This window comes from Amycolatopsis sp. NPDC004772, assembly GCF_053601215.1.
Genome location: NZ_JBSGBK010000169.1, coordinates 1 through 5,270 on the forward strand (window position 1 = coordinate 1; position 5,270 = coordinate 5,270).

At 72.9% G+C, this 5,270-nt stretch carries 5 protein-coding genes; 2 read left to right on the forward strand and 3 right to left on the reverse strand.

Annotated elements, in window-relative coordinates:
- Positions 1-45: 45 nt before the first annotated feature.
- The 3 genes from ACWEF6_RS42665 to ACWEF6_RS42675 are packed head-to-tail and all read right to left on the reverse strand — an operon-like array spanning position 46 to position 2,986.
- Positions 46-924, reverse strand: a complete 879-nt coding sequence (locus tag ACWEF6_RS42665) for an ABC transporter permease (RefSeq protein ID WP_449677552.1) — start codon at positions 922-924, stop codon at positions 46-48.
- Positions 921-1,895, reverse strand: coding sequence for an ABC transporter ATP-binding protein (locus ACWEF6_RS42670; RefSeq protein WP_449688162.1), 975 nt, complete (start codon positions 1,893-1,895; stop codon positions 921-923). The genes ACWEF6_RS42665 and ACWEF6_RS42670 overlap by 4 nt, the downstream gene beginning before the upstream one ends.
- Complete coding sequence (locus ACWEF6_RS42675; RefSeq protein ID WP_449688163.1) at positions 1,892-2,986, reverse strand: LolA family protein; 1,095 nt, start codon at positions 2,984-2,986, stop codon at positions 1,892-1,894. Before ACWEF6_RS42675 ends, ACWEF6_RS42670 begins: the two co-directional genes overlap by 4 nt.
- Positions 2,987-3,134: 148 nt before the next feature.
- Between ACWEF6_RS42675 and ACWEF6_RS42680 the strand changes: the two genes are divergently transcribed.
- Together ACWEF6_RS42680 and ACWEF6_RS42685 are read left to right on the forward strand one after the other, a co-directional pair.
- Entirely contained in the window at positions 3,135-3,851 is a 717-nt protein-coding gene (locus tag ACWEF6_RS42680; protein ID WP_310973518.1) for a response regulator transcription factor, read from the forward strand.
- A complete protein-coding gene (locus ACWEF6_RS42685; protein ID WP_449688164.1) occupies positions 3,848-5,161 on the forward strand; it encodes a sensor histidine kinase in 1,314 nt (437 codons plus the stop codon). The genes ACWEF6_RS42680 and ACWEF6_RS42685 overlap by 4 nt, the downstream gene beginning before the upstream one ends.
- Positions 5,162-5,270: the final 109 nt, after the last annotated feature.

The window sequence follows — 5,270 nt, forward strand, 5'->3', positions numbered from 1 at the left end:
AGTGGTAAGGCGGGTTCTAACCCGCCTTACCACTCACGACCAGTCTCACCCATCCCGAGTGGACAGACGAGCGTAGGCCAGGGACAACCCGATCACGATGTAGCAAGCCGCGCGCAACGCGCCCTCGCCTAGCATCTGTGTGCCCATCGGGTCCTGCAGCACCTCCGCCGGCGCCATCGACCAGTTCTGCGTCAGCAGGAACGGGTGCAGCCAGTCCAGCGAGGTCAGGAACCCGAGGATGGTGAACACGATGTCCGCCGCCAGCACGGACGCCACCACCAGCATCGGGTGCTCGGTCCAGCTGGAGATGGCCAGCGCCACCGCGCCGACCGCCCACAGCTGCAGCACCACCCAGCCCGCCACCAGCAGGATCCGGGCCAGCGCACCGCCGAGGGACAACGTCGTGCCCGACAGCGTGAACAGCGAATCCGTGCCGTTGATGATCAGGCCCGTCACGACGCCCGTGACGCACATCGCCAGCACCGAAACCACCGACACCGTCGCGACGCCGAACGCCTTGACCGCCAGCAGGCGCCCCCGCCCGACCGGCGCGATCAGCCAGCCGCGCAGGGTTCCGTGGGACGTCTCGCCCGCGATCGCGTCCGCGCCCGCCATCGCCGACGCCAGCGGCAGCAGCAGGGCCAGGGACATCACGATCGCCGCGATCGGCAGCACGAACGCGTTGTTGACCGCCGAGGCCAGCAGCGCTCCGCCGCCGTCGTCCGGGCCGCCGCCCTGCGCACCCGCGTCGTCCACCAGCGTCAGGCCGATGCCGATCACCACCGGGATCAGGGCCAGCAGCCCGAGCACGGCCAGCGTGCGCGGCCGCCGGAAGATCCAGCGCAGCTCCGCGGCCAGCAGCCGCGGCAACGGCACCGTGTCGTGGCCCGTGCGGGCCGCCGGTGCCTCCAGGACCGCCGTCATTCCGCCCCCTCCGTGAGCCGCGCGAACAGGTCTTCCAGACCGGTGCGGGCCCGCGTCGCCTCGTGGACCGCGACCCCCGCGCCCACCAGGACCTGCAGCACCCGCGGTGCTTCGGCCGCCGTGAGGTCGGCGCGGACGCCCTCCGGCGTCAGCCGCGCGCCGATCCGGTTCTCCCGCAGCACTTCCACGGCCCTCTCCGCGTCCGGCGTGCGGACCAGCAGGGCCGCGTTCCCGGACTCCAGCAGCTCCGCCAGCTCGCCCTGCGCGACGACGGTCCCGCTCTGCAGCACGGCCACGTGCGTGCAGGTCGCCTCGACCTCGGCCAGCAGGTGCGACGACACCAGCACGGTGACGCCCTCGGCGTGCAGCTCGGCGACGATCCTGCGGATCTCCCTGGTACCCGCAGGGTCGAGGCCGTTGGTCGGCTCGTCGAGCACGACCATCTTCCGCGGCACCAGCAACGCCGAAGCGAGCCCGAGCCGCTGCTTCATGCCGAGCGAATACCCCTTGTACCGCCGTCGTGCGGCCCCGGTCAGCCCGACGCGCTCCAGCGCCGAGTCCACCGCGGCCGGAATCCCGGCCGAGGACAGCCGCGGTTCGGCCGCGGCGAAGCGCAGCAGGTTGTCGCGGCCGGACAGGAACGGGTGGAAGCCCGGCCCCTCGACCAGCGCGCCGACGTCCGGCAGCGCGTGCGCGGCGGCGTCCGGCATCGGACGGCCGAGCAGCTCGACCTCGCCCTCGGTCGGCCGGACCAGGCCGAGCAGCATCCGGATGGTGGTCGTCTTGCCCGAGCCGTTCGGCCCGAGCATGCCGACGACCGCGCCGGCCGGGATGTCGAGGTCGACGTGGTCGACCGCCACCGTGCTGCCGTAGACCTTCCGCAGTCCCCGGGTCCGCGCGGCGAGCGGAACCGCCGGGGCGGAGGCCTCCGCAGAAGCCTCCGCCCCGGACTCGACAGCCGTGCTGGTCACTTCTGACCCAGCGCTTCGTATAGGACCTGCTCCGGCACCGCACCGGCGGCGAAGCGGCCGTCATCGGTCAGCACCGCGCTGCCGACCTTCGTGGTGAAGAGGTAGCCGCTGCCCCAGGTGCCGTTGACCTTCTTGCCGAACCGCTCGAGCAGCGCCTTCGGGTCGGCGTTGCCGCCGCGGCCTTCCCGCCCGGACTGCTTCGGCGCCTGGTTCAGCGCGTCCGCCGGGACCTTGCCGGTGATGACGGTGTCCCAGCCGTCGCCGACGACCTTGACGTCCTGCTTGGCCTGCTCGGCGAGGTCCTTCGCGTGCTGGTCGACCTGCGGGGTCTTCTCCTGCACCTTGGCGCCCTTCGGCGGCGTGAAGGTGAACAGGTCGGCCGGCTGCTGGGTGAACTCGATCTCGGTGAACGCGACCTCGAGCGCCGGGGTCGCCGTGCCGTTGCTCAGCACCGACATCCGCAGCGGCATCCGCGTCTGCGAGTCGACCGCGACGCGGATCTCGCGCAACAGCGTCCGCTCGGTCGGCTTCGGCGTCAGGACCAGCTCGTAGGCCGGGCGGCCGGCGACGGTCGCGGTGCCGTCGACGGACACCGTGCTGCTCTCGCGGACCTTCGCGAGCAGTTCGGTCGACGCCGCCAGGGGGTCGGCCGTCTTGTCGCTGCCCGCGCCCTTCCGCTGGGCCACGTCGGCCGGGACGGTCAGCTTGGTCGCGGTGTTCGACTTGGAGCTGTAGTCCCAGACGGTGGTGCCGTCGTGGACCACGGTCTCCTGGCTCGCGCCCTGCGTGACGGCGAGCCGGCTCTTGCCCGCGCCGTCGCTGAAGATGTGCGCCGAGTCCATGTTCAGCGCCTGGGCGCCCGGCACCGCGTTCCCCACCGCGGGCAGGCCCAGGTCGTTGCTCACCTTCAGCGTGCCGTCGAACGCGCCCGGCTTCGCCTTGACCACCGACTGCACCAGGTCCTCGGCGCTCACCTGCGGCAGCGCCGGCTTGTCGTCCGCGCTGGCCGGCATCGCGACGAACGCGAGCCCGCCGGCACCGAGCGCGGTGCCGAGGACCGCGGCGGTGATGCCCTTCGTCTTCGGTTTCATGCGTCTCTCCCTGTGGTGTTCCCGGGCTCGAGTGTGCCCGGCTCCCTGGCCACGACGCTTCCCTCTCGAGGCTGAGATACCCCTGAAGGTTCTCTCCCCGACACTGAGATCGTGCTGAGAGCTGACGCACGACCTGCGGAAACCGGCCATGATGAGTCTCGTGAAACCTCGGGTGCTGGTGGTCGACGACGAACCGGGCGTGCGCAAGGCCCTGCAGCGCGGGCTGCGTGCGGAGGACATGGACGTGGTCACGGCCGCGGACGGGCCCACCGGCCTGCAGCTGGCGAGCACGGGCTCGTTCGACGTCATCCTCCTGGACATCATGCTGCCGGGCCTGTCCGGCTACCGCGTGCTGGAGCGGCTGCGCAAGGACGGCGTCACCACGCCGGTGCTGCTCGTCTCGGCCAAGGACGGCGAGATCGACCAGGCCGACGGCCTCGACCTCGGCGCCGACGGCTACCTCGTCAAGCCGTTCTCGTTCGTGGTGCTGGTCGCGCAGGTCCGCGCGGTGCTGCGCCGGGCCGGGCCGGAGTCCGGCCGCGGGACGCTGCGGCTCGGCGCGCTGGCCGTCGACCGCGGGCTGCGGCAGGTGCACTGGCACGACGAAGAGGTCGGGCTGAGCCCGCGGGAGTTCGCGCTGCTGGAGGTGCTCGTCGGCCGTGCGGGCACGGTCGTCACGAAGGACGAGCTGCTGCGCGCGGTGTGGGGGGAGGAGCAGGCGGTGACCCGCAACCTCGTCGAGGTCTACGTCGGGTACGTCCGCCGCAAGCTCGACGCGGTCGGGGCCGGCGCGTTGCTGCGGACCGTGCGGGGGCACGGCTACCTGGCGTCCGACGCGCAGCTCGACGAGGTCATCACGCCGTGATCTCCTGGTGGCGGGGCCGGTCCCTGCAGGTCCGGATCACCCTGCTGGCCGCGACGATCACCCTGGCCTGCCTGCTCGGCCTGGCCACGCTGGCCGCGTCGAACCTCTCGCCGCTGCTCATCGGCTCGGTCGACCGGGAGCTCACGTCCGCACTCGGCCCGGCGGGCGCCGAGGTGAGCGCCGGCCGTCCGCTGTCGGGTGCGGCGCCGGTGACGCTGCGGGTGCTGGACATCGCGGGCACGCCGGTGGACGGCGGCACCCCGGCGGGTCTTTCCCCGTCCGACGTTTCGACGTTGAAGGCCGGGCAGCCGGTCCAGCGCGACGGCGCGCGCTACCTCGGCACGGTCGTCAGCGCGCCGGACGGGTCGCAGCGCTTGGTGGTCGCGGGGGCCGGCCTGGTCGGCTTCGCGGCCGCGGTGCACTACGGCGGCGTGTGGCTGGTGGTCGTCGCGGCGGTCGGGGCGCTGGTGGCTGGGTTCGCGACGTGGCTGGTGGTGCGCTTGTCGTTGCGGCCGGTCGCGCGCATGCGGGGTTCGGTGCGCTCGCTGCCTCCCGGCGCACGGCTGGCCCTGCCGGACTCGCACGACGAGCTGCGGGCGCTGGCGGAGGAGTTCAACGCGCTGCTGGAGCGGCAGGAGCAGGCGGCCGAACGGCTTCGCCGCTTCACCGGCGACGCGGCCCACGAGCTCCGGTCGCCGGTCGCGTCGATCCGCGTGCAGGCCGAGGTCGCGGTGACGAACCCGGATCCGGAGCTGGCCCAGGAGACGCTGTCGGACATCTTGACCGAGGCCGAGCGCCTGTCGTCGCTGCTGGACGGGCTGCTGTCCCTGGCGCGGTCGGACGCGGGCGAGGTGCCGCCGGCGTCACCGGTCGAGCTGGTGAGCGAAGTGCGGTCGGCCGTGGCGCGGCTGCCGGCGGGGGCGCCGGAGACGCGGGTGAGCACGGCGGTGGCGCAGGCGTGGGCGTCTTCGGCGCACGCGGAGGTCGAGCTGGTACTGGACAACCTGCTGCGCAACGCGTGCCGGTACGCGCGCGGGCAGATCGTGGTTTCGGTGCTGGCGTCCCGGTCGTCGGTGCGGGTGGTGGTCGACGACGACGGCCCGGGCATCGCCCCGGAGCACCGGGAGAAGGTGTTCGACCGGTTCTACCGGATCGCCGACGACCGGGCCCGCTCTTCGGGCGGCACGGGGCTGGGGCTGGCGATGGTGGCGGAGACGGTCCGCCGCCGGGGCGGCCGCGTCCAAGTGGGCGAGTCCCCGGACGGAGGCGCGCGGTTCGTGGTCGTCTGGCGCGCGGCTCCCGCCGGCTGACGAGCCCCGGACACATGCGCCCCAATGGGGTTTTTTCATCTTGATCGTTGCTGGTCACGGTGGTGCGGCGGGGCTGTTGTGGTGGTGTGGGAGGAAGTGACGCTGGGAC